Origin of the sequence: Paenibacillus sp. HGF5, from assembly GCF_000204455.1 — a bacterium.
GTDB classification, from domain to species: domain Bacteria; phylum Bacillota; class Bacilli; order Paenibacillales; family Paenibacillaceae; genus Paenibacillus_AQ; species Paenibacillus_AQ lautus_A.
Map to the genome: position 1 here is coordinate 18385 of NZ_AEXS01000074.1, position 16172 is coordinate 34556.

Below are 16172 nucleotides of genomic sequence, written 5' to 3' on the forward strand. Positions count from 1 at the left end.
TTTGTTAATATAGAGGCATTAGATGTTTTTCCTCGAATATGTTAAGTTCAAGCATATGGGAAAGCTAAGGATAGGTGAACGTTCTTGAAAATATACGAAAAAGCACCGGCCAAAATCAATTTGATGCTGGATGTACTCCATAAGCGTCCTGACGGCTTTCATGAGGTGGAGATGGTCATGACGATGATCGACCTCGCCGATCGGCTTGAGATGTCCGAACAGAAGCGGGACACCATCATCATCACCTCGCAGGCAGGATACATTCCGCTGGACGAGAAGAATTTGGCCTTTCAGGCAGCAAGACTAATCAAAGAGCGCTACGACGTGAAGAAGGGTGTACATATCCACCTGGACAAAAAAATTCCCGTTGCCGCGGGACTCGCAGGGGGCAGCAGCGATGCTGCAGCCACGCTGCGCGGCTTGAACCGCCTCTGGGAGCTCGGCATCCCCCAGCAGGAGCTGCTCGCGCTCGGTGCCGAGCTCGGCTCGGATGTGCCGTTCTGCGTGACCGGCGGCACGGCATTGGCCACGGGGCGCGGCGAGGTGCTTACGCCGATCCCGAATCCGCCGCAATGCTGGGTGATCGTGGCGAAGCCGCCGATCAATGTGTCGACGGCGGAGGTGTATGGCCGCTTGCGCAGCGAGCAAATTCAGTCCCATCCCTCGGCTGAACGGATGGTGGACGCGCTGGCGCAGGGCAGCTTCCAGCAGATGTGCCAGTCGCTGGGCAACGTGCTGGAAGAGGTGACCTTGAAGATGCACCCGGAAGTTCAGCAGCTGAAGGAAGGTATGCTGAAATTGGGCGCTGACGGCGCGCTGATGTCCGGCAGCGGTCCTACCGTCTTCGGACTGGTCTCCAAGGAATCCAAGGTTGCCCGGATTTACAATGGCCTTCGGGGCTTCTGCAAGGAAGTGTATGCGGTTCGCCTGCTCACTTAGAAACGGTTAGAATTGACAATTCGGGGGCGAATTGCAATCAAAGTTGTATAAATACGTACAAAAGTGTTATATTTAACATATAATATTCGGATTTAGCGAGGAACCCTAGGTGAAAAAATTAAAACGAAGCGAACGATTGGTCGATATGACCCAATATTTACTATCCAAACCGCATACGCTGATTCCGCTGACAACGTTCGCCGAGCGATATGGAGCAGCGAAGTCGTCCATTAGCGAGGATTTGGCGATCATTAAGGACGTATTTGAGAGCGAGGGGCTCGGAGAGCTTCAGACGCTGGCCGGCGCGGCCGGAGGGGTAAGGTACATTCCGAAGCTGCGCAGAGACCATGCCCTGCGCTTTGCGGAGGAGCTGTGCCAGCAGCTTCAGCAATCGGATCGGATTTTGCCGGGCGGCTACCTATACATGTCCGATCTGCTCGGACAACCTTCGCTCATGAGCGAAGCGGGCAAAATCATTGCGACGGCATTCTCCGACCGGGAGATCGATGTGGTCATGACCGTGGAGACCAAAGGAATTCCGCTGGCCTATGCGACGGCGGCGCAATTGAACCTGCCGGTCGTACTAGTTCGCCGGGACCATCAAGTGACGGAGGGGTCGGCCGTAAGCATCAATTATGTGTCCGGCTCGCACAAAAGCATCCATACGATGTCTTTATCCCGCCGGGCGCTCAAGGAACGCTCCCGTGTACTGATCGTGGACGATTTCATGAAGGCAGGAGGCACCATTCAGGGGATGGTCGATCTGCTGGGTGAATTTAATGCCGAAGTCGCAGGCGTCGGGGTCCTGGTGGAATCGGGATCGGTAGAAACCGAGGAAAGACTTCTGGAGGACTATATTTCACTCGCGGTTTTGAGCGACGTAGACTCCAAAACCAAGAGAATTACCGTCAAACCTGGTAATTATTTCGAAAACTAGGCACGCGGTTTTTGTCGATATAATAGCGTTTTCATTCGAATCAGCACGAAGTCTGTCGAAAATATCACATTCTAAAAAATATTCCTGTTTTTAGGACATTTTGTAGTAGAAAAAAGAAGGATTTCGGGTTTGCTGTGTGGAATTATACACCAAGTCTCTGATGGAAAAAGGTGGTGAACACATATGCAAATTACGGATGTCAGACTCCGCCGTGTTAACTCTGAGGGGAGAATGAAGGCAATCGCATCCATTACCATCGATAATGAATTTGTCGTTCACGACATTCGCGTCATCGACGGAAACAATGGAATGTTTGTTGCAATGCCGAGCAAACGCACTCCTGACGGAGAATTCCGCGACATTGCCCATCCCATTTCCTCCGGTACCCGCGAGAAGATTCAATCGGCTGTATTGGCCGAGTATGAGCGTGCGGCTACTGAAGAAGAAGTGATTGAAGAAGGCGCTTAAGTTTTACAATTGGGGTTCAAGGAAAAGAGAGCCATACCTGTGGCTCTCTTTTCTTTTTTTGTAGAATGATATATATTCAGTAGTGAGTTCAAGAGGAGGAGGCATGGCCCTTGAAAAGATTTGCTATTGTGCTCGCCGCTGGGCAGGGCAAACGTATGAAATCCAAACTATATAAAGTGCTGCATCCTGTTTGTGGCAAGCCGATGGTCGGACATGTGGTCCAAACGGTACAGCAGGTGAACTGCGAACGCAGTGTTGTGGTCGTTGGCCACGGCGCGGAAGCGGTTCGCACCTATCTGCAAGACGCAGCCGAGTATGTTCTGCAGGAGCAGCAGCTCGGAACGGGTCACGCCGTGAAACAAGCCAAGGAACTGCTTGGCGGTGAAGAAGGATCCACAATCGTCATTTGCGGGGACACTCCACTGGTGACGTCTGAGACGCTGGAGAATCTTCTGAAGCTTCATGAAAGCAGCAATGCGGCCGCCACGGTGCTCACCGCGCATATGGATAACCCCAAAGGCTACGGCCGAGTCATTCGAGGCGAGGATGGAAGCGCGCTTCGGATTGTCGAACAGAAAGATTGCAGTCCGGAAGAGGACGCCGTCACTGAAATTAATACCGGTACCTATTGCTTTGACAATAAAAAGCTATTTGCTGCACTGGATAACGTAACCAACCAGAATGCGCAGCAGGAATATTACTTGACCGATTGCATCGGCATCCTGAAACAAGCCGGCGAGACCGTGCTTGCTTATCAGACGGATGACTACGCCGAATCGATTGGCGTCAACGACCGTCTGGCGTTGTCGGAAGCCGAAGGCTTCATGAGAGAGCGCATCAACCGCTCGCACATGTTGAACGGTGTTACCATCATTGACCCGGCTTCTACGTATATCGGAGCCGACGTTCAGATTGGTTCGGATACCGTGCTTTATCCCGGCACCGTTCTGAAAGGGAACACGGTGATCGGCGAAGACTGCGTCATCGGGCCGGATACCGATATCGAGGACTCCGTTATCGCGGATGGTGCCAGCGTCAAACATTCGGTGCTCAGCAGCGCTGAAGTCGGCTCTCGGACCTCGGTAGGGCCTTTTGCTTATCTCCGTCCGGGGGCAAAACTCGGAGCTGACGTGAAGGTGGGCGACTTCGTCGAAGTGAAGAACGCGACGATTGACGACGGGTCTAAAGTATCCCATCTCAGTTATGTTGGCGATGCCAAAGTCGGCAAAAACGTCAATATCGGCTGCGGTGCGATTACAGTCAACTATGATGGTTATAATAAGTCCATTACCGAAATTGAAGACGATGCATTTATCGGCAGCAACGTGAATTTGATTGCACCGGTGAAGGTGGGCAAGGGCGCATTCGTTGTTGCAGGCTCGACCATTACGCATTCCGTCTCGGACAATGATCTGGCCATCGCTAGGCAGCGTCAGGAGAACAAGCCAGGGTACGCAGAGAAGATCCGGGCACGCGCCATCGCCAAGAAGAACAAGAAATCATAATTATCCCTGCTTCTCTTTTCCAAGATAAGAAGCGGTGATCGGATAGCCTAATTCAACGAACCAGCACGGAGGGTTTTTATTCTATGACTTATCTTGATTCTAAATTAAAAATATTCACGTGTAATTCCAATCCTAAACTTGCCCATCAAATCGCTGATTATATCGGCATTCCGATGGGAGAGTCGCATACAACCAGCTTCAGTGACGGCGAGATTCAAGTTAAGCTCTCCGAGAGCGTGCGGGGTTGTCATGTCTATATTGTGCAGTCCACTTGCTTGCCGGTGAATGATAACCTGATGGAGCTGCTGGTTATGGTGGATGCGCTCAAGCGGGCATCCGCGAAGAGCATCAACGTGGTTATTCCGTATTACGGATATGCCCGTCAAGACCGTAAAGCGCGTTCGCGGGATCCGATCACCGCTAAGCTGGTTGCCAACCTGATCGAAAAGGCAGGGGCTCATCGCGTCATTACGATGGACCTGCATGCGATGCAGATTCAAGGATTTTTCGATATTCCGGTGGATCATTTGCTTGGCGTGCCGATCCTTGCCCAGTATTTCCGTTCGAAGCAGATCGAGAACCCGGTCGTTGTATCTCCGGATCACGGCGGCGTGGTTCGCGCGAGAAAGCTTGCTGATTTCCTGAATGCCCCGCTGGCGATTATCGATAAACGCCGGCCGGAGCCGAATGTCAGTGAAGTCATGAACATTATCGGGAATATCGAAGGCAAGACCGCCATTCTGATCGATGACATTATCGATACCGCCGGAACGATTGTGCTGGGTGCCAATGCGTTGATGGAAGGCGGCGTGAAGGAAGTCTATGCGTGCTGTACGCATCCGGTTCTGTCGGGCCCTGCCCATGAGCGTCTGGAAAACTCCCCGCTGAAGGAAGTTGTCGTAACGGATACCATTCCGATCACCAATCCGAACCCTAGCAGCAAACTGACGGTACTGTCGGTTGCTCCGTTGATGGGTGAAGCCATCATCCGGGTTCACGAGGAATTGTCGATCAGCAAGTTGTTTGAAATAGAATAATAAACCGTGTAAAAAGGCAGGGTTACATCTCCTCATGAGGGAAATGTAGCCCTTGTCGGCTATGACGGCATTACGGGCCTTTAAGAGATGCAGATGAACAGCCATCAAGAAAACGTTTTCAAAATCATGACCTGCCAATGTCAGGGCGGCGTCCATCCCCTGTCAGTATCCGGGCCTGGAGATGAAAGTGAACGTACTCCGGTTGTACAGCGTTCCCTCAAGCTCGACAAAATAGGCGTCGACCGCAGTGATCAGACCCACGTCGATGTGACAACCGAGTTCATAGACTTGAACAGGGATGCCGTGCTTCATATGGTATTGAAAATGGCTGTGATGCGTTAATTTCTGTTCGAAAGCTTTCAATGCCGATTCACCTTCTTATGAGGGCATAACGCCAATAGGTTTTGTTCATATTGTACTCAGAAATGCGCAAAGAAGAAAGTATAAATCGTGAAAGGAATCAACCTGTGATGAAATGGATTGTCGGACTGGGCAACCCCGGTCCCAATTATGAGAAGACACGCCACAATGTTGGATTCATGGCATTGGATGCCCTCGCAGAGCGCCATGGCCTGAAGTTCAATCAGAATAAATGCAAGTCGGTCATCGCCGAAGGAATGATTGGCGGCACCAAAACCGTCCTGATCAAACCGATGACGTTCATGAATCTCTCGGGCGAGGCTGTGCGTGCTTATATGGATTATTATAAGGTGAGCCTGGAAGACATGATTGTGGTTTATGATGATCTGGATACCGTCGTCGGTAAAATCCGCCTGCGGTATCAGGGCAGCGCCGGAGGACATAACGGCATCAAGTCCATCATTCAGCATACCGGGACCCAGAGCTTCAACCGGGTCCGAATGGGCATTTCGAGACCGGAGCCGGGTTATGCGATTGTCGACTACGTGCTCGGGACGTTCCCGAAGAAGGAGCGCGAACAGCTGCAGCACATGGTGGAAGAGACCTGTGACGCACTGGAATTCAGTTTGGATCATACCTTTGAGCAGACTATGGCGAAGTTTAACAAGTCGTAGAAGAGGCAACATAGATGAAGAACATAGATGAATTATCCCGTAAGATGACTCCGAGGCATTCGATAATGGGGACATCCGGGTCTTAAACAAGGGAAATCCGGACATACTGAAGGTAATATACGACCTTCAGGAGGCATATGATGGCGATAACCTATGTTTGCAGACATTGTCGAGCGTTCCAGGGCCGCATCGATTCCCATGATGTATCCGAAGCCCGTCTCGGATTTGATTCCTTGACCCCTGAGGAACGCAGAGATATAATAGCGTATGATTTTAACGGAGAAGTGATGGTTCGGGTAACCTGCGATCATTGCAGGGAAGCGCTCGAGGCCCATCCGGAACTCAGCCTTTTGGCAAACCCCCTGCAATGAGAGTATAATGGGGTACACGACGTTTTTTCGTAGATGACATACAGCGGCAGAGCCTGCCGCTGCTTTAGCCTTGGCAGTTTTGCTCAAGGCTTCTTTTCGGTTATAATTTTTCGGCAATCGTCTAAAATTCCATGAGAAATAGAGTCTAGGAAATTCATTTCTTTTGCATAAGAGAGGTGCCCCTTTTGTTACAAGCACTTATTGATGTATTTTCGAAGGATTCGGACTTCAAATCCATAACGTCTGGCGTTCATGCCGGCATGAGGGAGCAATTGATCTCCGGTCTTTCCGGGTCGTCCAGGCAGATCTTAATGGCTGCCCTGCACCAGGACCAGCAGCGCCCGCTGCTCGTGGTCACTCATAATATGTTTTCAGCCCAGAAAATCGCAGATGATTTACAGGAAGCGCTGTCATCGGATCAAGTGCTGTTATACCCTGCGAATGAACTGGTGGCGGCGGAGTCGGCCGTTTCAAGCCCCGAGACTCTGGCGCAGCGGATCGACGTGCTCGTCCGTTGTGCAAGAGGCTTCCGGGGTATTGTCGTTGCGCCATTTTCCGGCGTGCGCCGCCTTCTCCCCGCCCCCGAGGTAATGTCCGATGCCCGAATCGTGCTTCACGATGGCGGGACCCTCGTGTTGGATGCCTTCCTCAACCGGATGATCGAGATGGGGTACGAACGCGTGGAACGGGTAGAGCGCCGCGGCGAGATGAGCGTCCGCGGGGGGATCATCGACTTCTACCCGATGACAACGGCCATGGCGTACCGCGTCGAGCTGTTTGATGAGGATATCGACTCGATCCGAACCTTTGATCCGACGGATCAGCGCTCCATCGACAAGGTCCGGGAGGTTATGATCACACCGTGCAAGGAAATCATTGCAGATGCGGAGCGGCTCAGCCGCACGGCGGATACGGTGGTCCGCCTGCTGGAGGCGCAGCTTGAACGCATGAGCGACCGTCAGGCCAAGCTTCGCCTGCGGGATGAAATACACCGGGAAGTCGAAATGCTGCGCGAGCGGATCTACTTCCCTGAAATCTATAAATATATCTCCTTGTTGTATCCGGAGAAGACCAATCTGTACGATTACATGCCGAAGGATACGATTCTGATCATGGATGAGCCTGCCCGTCTGCTGGAAACAGCCAAGCAGCTGGAGCGGGATGAAGCGGAATGGAATTTGCATCTGATGCAAAACGGCAAATCGCTGCCGGATCTCCCGTTGTCCCTGGATACGGAGGAACTGATTTATCAGCATCCCTACCAAAGTCTGATGATCTCCATCTTCCTGCGCCAGGTGCCTAGAATGCAGCCGCAGAATATCGTCAATGTCATTACTCGCGGCATGCAGGATTTCCACGGCCAGATGAACGTGCTCAAGGCCGAGATGGAACGCTGGAAGAAGTCGGGCGTCCAGGTCATGATGCTTGCCGGCGATGCGGAGCGGATGGACCGGATGCGGCGGGTTCTGCAGGACTACGGCATTGAAGAGCCGGTTATGCTGGAAGGCCATCTCCAGAACGGCTTCGAGATGCCCTCGGTTCACGCAGCCATTATTACGGAGAGCGAGATGTTCTCCTCAAAGCAGCGAAAAACACGAAAAACCACGAAGAATATGGACAACGCCGAGCGCATCAAGAGTTATACGGAGCTCAAGGTCGGCGATTATGTGGTGCATCAAAACCACGGCATCGGGAAATATATGGGGATCGGGACGCTCGAAATCAACGGGATCCATAAGGACTACATGCATATTCTCTACGCCGGGGGCGATAAGCTGTCCGTTCCGATCGAGCAGATCGATCTCATCCAGAAATATGTCGGTTCCGAGGATAAGGAGCCGAAGGTTTACAAGCTGGGCGGAAATGAATGGACGCGGGTCAAGAACAAGGTTCGTTCCTCCGTTCAGGACATCGCCGACGATCTGATCAAGCTGTATGCCGAGCGTCAGTCTGCGCCAGGGTACGGATTTGAGAAGGATACGTCCGAGCAGCAGGAATTCGAGGACATGTTCCCTTATGATGAAACCCCCGATCAGCTTCGGGCCATTACCGAAATCAAAAAAGACATGGAGCAGAACCGTCCGATGGACCGGCTCTTGTGCGGTGACGTCGGTTACGGGAAAACGGAAGTGGCGGTTCGCGCTGCATTCAAGGCGGCGATCGAAGGCAAGCAGGTTGCGGTGCTGGTACCGACCACGATTCTGGCCCAGCAGCATTACGAGACGTTCCGGGAGCGCTTCGCCAATTACCCGATCAATATCCAGGTGTTGAGCCGTTTCCGCAGCCGTAAGGAACAGAATGAGACGATCAAAAAAGTGAAGCAGGGCTCGGTCGATATTCTGATCGGCACGCATCGACTCCTGTCTCAGGATATTGTGTTCAAGGATCTGGGGCTGCTGATCGTGGATGAGGAGCAGCGCTTTGGCGTTACGCATAAGGAAAAATTGAAAAAGCTGAAGACCAATGTCGACGTACTGACGCTGACGGCAACGCCGATTCCGCGCACGCTGCATATGTCGATGCTCGGCGTTCGGGACTTGTCCGTAATCGAGACGCCGCCGGAGAACCGTTTTCCGGTGCAGACGTATGTCGTGGAGCATAGCCAGACCTTGGTGCGGGAAGCCATTGAACGGGAGCTGGCCCGAGGTGGCCAGGTATACTATCTCTACAATCGGGTTCAGGGCATCCAGGAGATGGCAGCCCAGATATCGATGCTGGTGCCGGAGGCCCGCGTAGGCGTCGGGCATGGCCAAATGTCGGAAACGGAGCTGGAGAAGACCATTCTCGACTTCCTGGACGGCGAATACGACGTATTGGTGAGCACGAGCATTATCGAGACGGGTGTCGACATTCCGAATGTTAACACGCTTATCGTGCATGACGCCGACAAAATGGGTCTCTCCCAGCTGTACCAGCTGCGCGGACGCGTCGGACGTTCCAACCGGATCGCGTATGCCTATTTCACGTACCAGCGGGATAAGGTGCTGACCGAAGTAGCCGAGAAGCGGCTGCAGTCGATTAAAGAGTTTACGGAGCTGGGCTCCGGATTCAAGATTGCGATGCGGGACTTGTCGATCCGCGGAGCGGGCAACTTGCTCGGGGCGGAGCAGCATGGCTTCATCGCTTCGGTCGGGTTTGACCTGTATTCGCAGATGCTGGCAGAGGAGATTCAGAAACGCAAAGTCAGCATGCTGGGCGAGCCGTCACTGCCGTCGAAGGACTGGAACACGTCCATTGATTTGGGGATTGACGCTTACCTGCCGTCCGATTACATTTATGACAGCATTCAGAAGATCGAAATTTATAAAAAAGTGGCCGTCGTTTCCTCGATCGACGAATCGGCTGAGCTTGAGGACGAGCTGCTTGACCGCTTTGGCGAGCTGCCGCTGGCGGTAAGCAACCTGCTTGCCGTATCCCGCTTGAAGGTATATGGCCGTACGTACGGGATCGATTCCATTACTCAGCGCGGGGACGACGTTCTGCTGCAGTTTTATGAAGGGCAGGATAAAGCGGTGGACACTGCAGGGCTTGCGCAAATTGGAAATAAGTTCGAAAGACGTGTACAATTTGAACAAGGGCCGGCGATGGCCATTCGAATCAAAGGCAAGGGACTATCCGATCAACAACTGTTAGAATTGCTTGAGCAATTCCTGGAGGCTGCACAAGGGCCATTCAACCTGAAGGGAGAACTACAAAATGCCGTCAAGAAATAATAAGGCATGGAAGACGTTTATTGTATCGATCACAGCTGTACTATCCATGTCGATGATCGCTGCTTGCGGAAACGACAAGACTAAAGGTGCCGAAGAAGATAACAGCAAAGTCATTGTCAAATATAAGGGTGGAGAAATTACCGAGAAGGAATTTGACCTGGAACAGCGCATGATTCAGTTCATGTCCCCGGAATATGCCCAATTTTTGCAAATGGATGAATTTAAGGAGTATTTGGCGAAACAGGGGGTAGCGTATGAGTACCTGTACGCCAAAGCTGACGATAAAGCCAAGGAAGCTGCCGAGAAGCAAACGGATGATTTGTTAAAACAGCAAAAAGCCGGAATGGGCGAGGAACAGTTTAAAGCCGCCCTGGAATCGCAAAAATTGACGGAGGACGACCTGAAGAATTATATGCTTCGCGTCATGACCGTCATGGAGCATGAGAAGAATCAGGTAACCGAAGAGGATATCAAGAAGGAATTCGATGCGAACAAGAAGGACTACACCAACATTAGCGTTCGTCATGTCCTGATTGCTTTTCAAGATGCCGAAGGCAAGGAGAGACCGGAGGGCGAGGCGCTCAAAATTGCCAAGGAAGTACAGTCCAAGCTGAATAAAGGGGAGGATTTTGCTGCTTTGGCGAAGGAATATTCTCAGGACCCGGGCTCCAAGGACAGCGGGGGCCTGTATGAGAACAAGCCGGCAGGCAGCTGGGTGCCTCAATTTAAGGAAAAGGCCTTAACGCTGGAACTGAACAAAATCAGCGATCCGGTAGAAACCGATTACGGCTACCATGTCATGAAAGTGGAGAAGCGCGAGGAAGTGACGTATGACAAGCTTCCTGCCGATCAGAAGGAAGGCATTCGGAGCGAACTGGCTTCGGCGAAGATCGACAACTTTATGCAGAATGAACTCAACAACCTGATTGAGAGCATGAACCTTCCGAAGAGCGAGAATGCGGACAAGCCTGCCGAAGGCACGGGCGACCAGAAGACGGACGGCACGACCGACAAACCGGCAGAGGGCGACCAAACACCGGATGCAGGCAAGGAAGATACGGGTAAATAAGCCCGTGGCCCGTGGACCGGCATCGGCACAAGGATATTGTGCTGCGAGTGATGCCAAATCGACGGCCAGCGTGATGATGAAATGGCGTGATCCTTTGAATCCATAACGTGCGATGCGCGCGTTATGGATTTTTTCTCCCCCCCGGGCGAGTGAAGTCGCTCCTGGCGAGATTTATTTTTGGATTTCGCAACCAACAGAGGGTAGATGATGTATAAGGAATTGGGAATGGATGAATACTATGGTCAGACATTAACTCTTATATACCTGGGGACATCCTCTTCCCGAATGGAACAGTAGTTGAAAAATCTTCTTATGAAAGTGGGGCAACAAGTGACATGAAAGCTACTGGTATCGTCCGCCGTATTGATGACCTCGGGCGCGTGGTCATTCCAAAAGAAATTAGACGCACACTGCGGATTCGCGAAGGCGACCCGCTCGAAATCTTCGTGGACCGGGATGGCGAAGTCATTCTGAAGAAATATTCACCGATCGGTGAATTGGGCGATTTTGCGAAGGAATATGCAGAGTCCCTTTATGAGAGTACAGGCCACATCACGATCATATCGGACCGTGATACGTTTATCGCCGTTGCAGGCGGCTCCAAGAAGGAGTATTTGGACAAGCCGATCGGCAACCTTCTGGAAAACTGCATGGAAAATCGCAAGACGGTACTGGAAAGCAACAACGGTACGTATGAGATCAGCAAAGACAATCCGGAAGCGTTGTCCGCTTTTGTCGCCGCGCCTATCATTGCAGGAGGAGACCCGATTGGCAGCGTCGTGCTGCTGAACAAGGACGAATCCGTGAACATGGGCGAGATGGAAGTGAAAATGGCTGAAACTGCCGCAGGTTTCCTCGGCAAGCAAATGGAACAGTAGACGAGGACATCGTTCCTTGGATGGAGACTCCCGCTGAACGTTGATCACAGGGTCAATCGGCAGCTGGGAGTTTTTGTTTGTCCGGTCGATTTTTGTGCCACTCTCCCACCCTTGGTTATAATGGAGGTACGCATGGCAGCGTCTGCATGAGGATTGGCTTGCGATGCGAAAGAAGAGACTAGGGGATTGGAAGAGGATATGAAACCAGATCAAACCGGGGCAAGGCTGCTGCAGGGAGCGTTTATCCTCAGTGCAGCCGCCATACTGTCCAAGCTGATTGGCACGCTGCAAAAAATACCGCTGCAAAACATGGGCGGCGATGCCGTCTTTGGTATCTACAACACGGTTTATCCGTTCTATATGATGATCATTACAATCGCGGCGATCGGTTTTCCCGCGGCCGTATCCAAGTATGTGGCAGAGTATGAGGCGGAAGGGCGCACTCGGGACGGTCATCGGCTGCTGCGCTTGTCCTCCGCCGCGCTGGTGCTGTTCGGTCTGGTTCTCGGTTTCCTGATGTACGCCTGCGCTCCGTGGATCGGGAAGTGGATCGGCAGCAGCCAGGTAATACCGGCTCTCCGCGCAGGAGCTTTGGCGCTGGCTTTCGTGCCCTGGATGTCGGTTCTGCGCGGTTACTTTCAGGGGCTGCATAATATGGTGCCGACGGCTATCTCCCAGATTACGGAGCAGATGGTCCGCGTCGGGGTCATGATCGTGCTGCTGCTCTACCTTGTCCGTGTCGGCGCCGATGCCGACGTGATTGCGGCGGGGGCGCTGCTTGGATCTGCTGCCGGCGGTGCCGCCGGGCTTTTGGTGATGGGGCTCTACTGGCGCAAGCATATCCGGGCATCTCGAAGCGCCACGCGGGGAGCAGCAAGGCACGAATTCGGAGAGTCCGGTATGAACAAAACGGAGATGCATGCCGATGTAACTAAAGAGGGAGCAGGTGTTCTGCTTGGCCGCCTGCTTGCTTATGGCATCCCGGTCTGCCTCAGTCTGCTGGCGGTTCCGCTGATCGGTCTGGTGGACACCTTCACCGTGCCCCGGTTATTGACGTCCGGCGGACTTGGCGAATCGCTGGCCATGGCGGAGTTTGGGGTCTATAACCGCGGCCTGCCGCTGGTCCAGCTGGTTACGATGCTCGCCGCTTCCTTGTCGGTTCTGTTCATTCCTGCGCTGGCGGAAGCCAAGTTCAAGGGAGAATCGGACCGGGTCGCAAGCCAAAGCCGCATGGCCCTTCGCTGGTTCTGGCTGATCGGCATGACGGCCTCCGTAGGCCTGGCTGTGCTCGCTGAGCCGATCAATATCATGCTGTATGAAGATGCCGCAGGTACGGGCGCGATGCAGGTGATTGCATTTACAGCGGCCGGGGGGACGCTGAGCACGATTACGGCAGCGCTGCTCCAGGGCATCGGCATGGTCAAGGGGCCGGCGATTCACCTGCTGGCTGCGGCAGGTCTGAAGCTGCTGCTCAACCTGCTGCTGGTGCCGCAGTTCGGCATTACCGGCGCGGCCATCGCCGGCGTGGCTGCGCATCTGACCGCCGCCGCGCTCAACCTCGCGCTGCTCTCGCGAAGGGCCGGCGCCCGCCTTGACGCCGGGGGAATGCTGGCGAGGACGCTGCCGGTCCTCGCTGCGGTGGCGCTGGCCGCCTGGGGCGCAAGTGCCGCGTCCGGCGGCCTTCTGGGGGCGGCCGGCTTCGCACCAGGCCGCCTGACCCACGCGTTCGCGAGCCTGAGCGGCGTCGCGGCCGGCTGCGGCGCCTTCCTCATCGGCGCCGCGCTCACGAAGCTCCTCACCGAGGAGGAGCTTCGGATGCTGCCGAAGGTCGGAAGACCGCTGGCAGCCTTCTTGCGGGCCCTGCGCGTGCTGCGCTGAACCGGGCAGACGTGCAGATGTTTGATCTTCTGTGATATAGTAGTGTACGATAACGACGTCGACAAGGCGGACGAAGACGAAAGGAAGTAGCTTATGAGTGCATCCATTACGGTGGTCGGCTTGGGTTCTGGCAATCCGGATCGATTGACGATAGGCATCATCAAAACCATGCAGCGGGCATCGAAGGTGTATGTGCGCACGTTATCCCATCCCGTCATGGCTGCGTTGAAGGAGTTCCAGGTACAGCCGGAATCGTTTGACCATGTGTATGAAGCGCATGACACCTTTCCCGAGGTGTACGAATCCATTGCAGCCGCTCTAATCAATTTGGCCAAGGCCGCGAAGGACGACGAGCGCGAGATCGTCTACGCGGTACCCGGGCATCCGATGGTAGCGGAAGCAACGGTCCGGCTATTGCGCGAGCGCTGCCCCGGAGAGAATGTGATGCTTACGGTGCTCGGCGGCGAGAGCTTTCTGGACGAGGCCTTCGTCCGCCTTGGTTTCGATCCCATTGAGGGCTTTCAGCTGCTCGATGCCGCTGAGCTTCGGGCAAGCGTCATCCAGCCGCAGCTGCATACCCTGATCGGCCAGGTGTATGACATGTTTACGGCTTCGGAAGTGAAACTGGCGCTGATGGAGCTGTATCCGGACGATTATCCGGTCATTGTCGGCCATGCGCTGGGCGTTGAGGGCGAGGAAGCGATCCGGCAAGTGCCGCTCTTCGAGCTCGATCGCATCGACGGCTACGGCAATTTGTCGCTGATCTATGTACCCCGAAGCGATGACAGCAATCTAAGGCAGCGGACGTTTGCGAGGCTTCACGAGATCGTTGGCATTCTCCGCAGTCCCGAAGGCTGTCCGTGGGACCGTGAGCAGACCCACGAATCCATCCGCAAAAATCTGATCGAAGAAACCTACGAGGTATTGGAGACGATTGACGAGGATGACCCCGAGCATATGCAGGAGGAACTCGGCGACCTGCTCCTGCAGATTATGCTGCATTCCCAGATGGAAGAAGAGCTGGGTACCTTCACGGTGTATGACGTCATTCAAGCCCTGAATGACAAGCTGATCTTCCGCCACCCGCATGTTTTTGGCGAGAGCAGCGCCAAAGACGCGGAATCCGCCCTGCAGAACTGGGAGCAGATGAAGGCGGAAGAGAAACGGCGCAAGGGGCTCTCCCCGGAGAAAGCTTCGGCGCTGGACGGTATCCCGCGGGACCTTCCCGCCTTGATGAAGGCGTACAAGCTCCAGAAGAAGGCGTCCAAGGTGGGCTTCGATTGGGATAACATCGACGGCGTATTCCAGAAGATTGAAGAGGAGCTCGGTGAGCTGCGGCAAGCGGTGACGGAGGGTCAATCCGACGAGGATACGGCGCTCGAGCTCGGCGATCTGTTGTTCGCGGTTTCCAATGCGGCAAGATTCATCGGCGCGGATCCGGAAGAGGCGCTTTCGAGAACGAACCGGAAGTTTATCCGTCGTTTCAGCTACATAGAGGAGCAGCTTGCCGCCCAGGGCAAAACCCTGCAGGAAAGCACCTTGGACGAGATGGAAGCCCTGTGGCAGTCCGCCAAAACGGGATCGGCGCATCACGGCGGTATCAAAGAGTGAAAAAACGCATCTTTTCACGTAAAAAATAAAAAAATAGGGATATGCGGCAGGAATTCCGCAAGGCATCCAGAATAATCATTAATGGTGAAATCTTGCAGAGTGCAAGGCGGTATAACCGAATAACCGTAAATCTTATATTTTTCTGATAATTGGGAGGATTTAATTCATGAACAAAACAGATCTGATCAACAACATTTCCGGTAAAAGTGGATTGACTAAAAAAGACGTAGAGAACGTCCTGAACGGCTTCCTTGGCGAAATCACGGAAGCTTTGGCTAATGGCGATAAAGTTCAATTGATCGGCTTCGGTACATTCGAAACTCGCAAGCGCGCTGGACGCACAGGCCGCAACCCGCAAACAGGCAACACGATCGAAATTCCAGAATCCAACGTTCCTGCGTTCAAGGCAGGCAACAAGCTTAAAGAAGCTGTAAAATAATGCGCGTCGATAAATTCCTGAAAGTATCGAGGTTAATCAAGCGGCGTACCGTAGCGAAAGATGTATCGGATCAAGGCCGGGTGCTGATCAACGGCCGCGAGGCCAAGCCGAGCAGCACGGTTAAAGTGGGCGATGAGATCACCGTCCAGTTTGGCCAGAAGCTGGTGACCGTCCGGGTCGAGCGTCTTACCGAGACAACCCGTAAAGATGAGGCGACCAGCCTCTATACCTTGGTCAAGGAAGAACCGATCGTTAAAGATCGCGGATTGGACTGGTAAACAGCCCGAGCCGTT

At 53.6% G+C, this 16172-nt stretch carries 15 protein-coding genes; 14 read left to right on the top strand and 1 reads right to left on the bottom strand.

Going from position 1 to position 16172, the window contains the following annotated elements; all coding sequences use genetic code 11:
* The first annotated feature begins 84 nt into the window (after positions 1-84).
* From ispE to HMPREF9412_RS12575, 5 genes are all read left to right on the top strand, one after another.
* Positions 85-939, top strand: coding sequence for a 4-(cytidine 5'-diphospho)-2-C-methyl-D-erythritol kinase (gene ispE, locus HMPREF9412_RS12555; protein WP_009591930.1), 855 nt, complete (start codon positions 85-87; stop codon positions 937-939).
* Positions 940-1048: 109 nt separating this feature from the next.
* Positions 1049-1876: a pur operon repressor gene (gene purR / locus HMPREF9412_RS12560; protein ID WP_009591894.1), complete on the top strand. Its 828-nt coding sequence runs from the start codon at positions 1049-1051 to the stop codon at positions 1874-1876.
* A gap of 183 nt (positions 1877-2059) precedes the next feature.
* Entirely contained in the window at positions 2060-2344 is a 285-nt protein-coding gene (gene spoVG / locus HMPREF9412_RS12565; RefSeq protein ID WP_006207419.1) for a septation regulator SpoVG, read from the top strand.
* Between the two features lie 110 nt (positions 2345-2454).
* Complete coding sequence (gene glmU, locus HMPREF9412_RS12570; RefSeq protein ID WP_009591944.1) at positions 2455-3849, top strand: bifunctional UDP-N-acetylglucosamine diphosphorylase/glucosamine-1-phosphate N-acetyltransferase GlmU; 1395 nt, start codon at positions 2455-2457, stop codon at positions 3847-3849.
* 83 nt (positions 3850-3932) lie between these two features.
* A complete protein-coding gene (locus HMPREF9412_RS12575; protein WP_006207421.1) occupies positions 3933-4886 on the top strand; it encodes a ribose-phosphate diphosphokinase in 954 nt (317 codons plus the stop codon).
* A 162-nt stretch (positions 4887-5048) separates the two neighbouring features.
* Here HMPREF9412_RS12575 and HMPREF9412_RS12580 read toward each other — a convergent pair whose 3' ends face one another.
* Positions 5049-5249 (bottom strand): hypothetical protein, encoded by a 201-nt coding sequence (locus tag HMPREF9412_RS12580; protein ID WP_006207422.1) that lies wholly within the window; start codon positions 5247-5249, stop codon positions 5049-5051.
* Between the two features lie 107 nt (positions 5250-5356).
* On the opposite strand from HMPREF9412_RS12580, the gene pth reads away from it, so the two are divergent.
* The 9 genes from pth to HMPREF9412_RS12625 all read left to right on the top strand — a co-directional run bounded on the left by pth (position 5357) and on the right by HMPREF9412_RS12625 (position 16157).
* A complete protein-coding gene (pth, locus tag HMPREF9412_RS12585; protein WP_009591913.1) occupies positions 5357-5920 on the top strand; it encodes an aminoacyl-tRNA hydrolase in 564 nt (187 codons plus the stop codon).
* Positions 5921-6060: 140 nt separating this feature from the next.
* Positions 6061-6291 (top strand): anti-sigma-F factor Fin family protein, encoded by a 231-nt coding sequence (locus tag HMPREF9412_RS12590; RefSeq protein WP_009591947.1) that lies wholly within the window; start codon positions 6061-6063, stop codon positions 6289-6291.
* A gap of 185 nt (positions 6292-6476) precedes the next feature.
* Positions 6477-10004: a transcription-repair coupling factor gene (mfd, locus tag HMPREF9412_RS12595; protein WP_009591945.1), complete on the top strand. Its 3528-nt coding sequence runs from the start codon at positions 6477-6479 to the stop codon at positions 10002-10004.
* Positions 9988-11073 (top strand): peptidylprolyl isomerase, encoded by a 1086-nt coding sequence (locus tag HMPREF9412_RS12600; RefSeq protein WP_009591915.1) that lies wholly within the window; start codon positions 9988-9990, stop codon positions 11071-11073. The genes mfd and HMPREF9412_RS12600 overlap by 17 nt, the downstream gene beginning before the upstream one ends.
* 335 nt (positions 11074-11408) lie before the next feature.
* A complete protein-coding gene (gene spoVT, locus HMPREF9412_RS12605) occupies positions 11409-11951 on the top strand; it encodes a stage V sporulation protein T (protein WP_009591908.1) in 543 nt (180 codons plus the stop codon).
* 198 nt (positions 11952-12149) lie between these two features.
* Positions 12150-13829 carry a putative polysaccharide biosynthesis protein gene (locus tag HMPREF9412_RS12610; RefSeq protein ID WP_009591943.1) on the top strand — a complete coding sequence of 560 codons (1680 nt, stop codon included), beginning with the start codon at positions 12150-12152 and terminating at the stop codon, positions 13827-13829.
* Between the two features lie 93 nt (positions 13830-13922).
* A complete protein-coding gene (gene mazG / locus HMPREF9412_RS12615) occupies positions 13923-15440 on the top strand; it encodes a nucleoside triphosphate pyrophosphohydrolase (RefSeq protein ID WP_009591895.1) in 1518 nt (505 codons plus the stop codon).
* 166 nt (positions 15441-15606) lie between these two features.
* Positions 15607-15879, top strand: coding sequence for an HU family DNA-binding protein (locus HMPREF9412_RS12620; RefSeq protein ID WP_009591918.1), 273 nt, complete (start codon positions 15607-15609; stop codon positions 15877-15879).
* A complete protein-coding gene (locus HMPREF9412_RS12625; RefSeq protein WP_009591909.1) occupies positions 15879-16157 on the top strand; it encodes an RNA-binding S4 domain-containing protein in 279 nt (92 codons plus the stop codon). The genes HMPREF9412_RS12620 and HMPREF9412_RS12625 overlap by 1 nt, the downstream gene beginning before the upstream one ends.
* Positions 16158-16172 lie beyond the last annotated feature (15 nt).